2 protein-coding genes are annotated in these 991 nt (G+C 47.4%); both read right to left on the reverse strand.

From position 1 onward, the window contains the following. Positions 1 to 627, reverse strand: a 627-nt coding sequence (locus R7Z49_RS23710; protein WP_318112170.1) for an AMP-binding protein, incomplete at its 3' end; no start/stop codon positions are given. An 80-nt stretch (positions 628 to 707) separates the two neighbouring features. Continuing rightward, positions 708 to 991 (reverse strand): thermostable hemolysin (locus tag R7Z49_RS23715; protein ID WP_318112172.1); only part of this gene is annotated, 284 nt, incomplete at its 5' end.

Consider the following 991-nt stretch of genomic DNA (forward strand, 5'->3'; position numbering starts at 1 on the left):
GCCGGTTATGTTCTCGAGAAGCGTCGATAACGGAAGCAGCACTAAGTGTGAGTGCGCCGTGCCGTTTACTGCGTCGGCGAGCGATTTCGCCACCAAACACAAATGATCATTGCTTAAACACACGCCTTTAGGCTGACCAGTCGAGCCCGACGTAAATGTGATTTTTCCGGTTTCTGGTAGATAAGCTACCTGTGTATCTTCATCTCCCAACTGGTTACGATGCAGCAAAGGCAAATTTGCAATGGAAAACGAATGGTCTTGCTGGTTAAAGCTTTGCTTAGGATTAGAAGCCAACCATGCTTGCCAATCGCCGACTAAAGCATCGACGCCTGATTGCTCTAATGTGTGTTCAACTTGTGCATCAGAGAAAAAAGTCGGAATAGGTACGACGACTATGTCTGCCGCCATCGCCGCCAAATCAACAATGGCCCAATCGATGCTGTTTTCTGCGCGTAGCGCGAGTGCTTTGATGTTTTGTGCAATAAGCTCGGCGGCAACGAGTTCGATCTTGTTTAACAATTCAGAGTAAGTCAGTTCAACCGTTTGATTCGCTTCGTAGCCGACAAGTGCTACTCGATCTGGTGTCGTTTTTGCCCATTTTGTAATGGCATCGAGGAGAATATTCATACATCACCTATATTCTGGCGTTGTGTTTAACCAAGTTGTTGTGGTTGTGTTTGCGTTTTTAACGACGTTTACTTTTCTATCTAGGCTTGTTTGCGTTTTCTTTCTTGGACTAATCGAAGACGCTCTAGTCCTTTTTGCAAATTGCCAGCTAACACACGCGGTTGATGTTCGTAGTATGACCCCCAAGTGGACTCGGCATCGGGGACTTTGTTTTGATCGGCCTGCGCGATGATATGAGGCTCCAATCCTAGGCGTGCCATCATGGCGTGAAGTGGGTCTGTCGCGGTGAAGATGCACCATTCAAAACCGAGGTTGACCAGCATTTCTGCGATGAGGTAGAAGTGCAGAGATGACATGCCCTTAG

This window comes from Vibrio sp. 1562, from assembly GCF_033340155.1.
In the GTDB taxonomy this organism is placed as follows: Bacteria; Pseudomonadota; Gammaproteobacteria; order Enterobacterales; family Vibrionaceae; genus Vibrio; species Vibrio alginolyticus.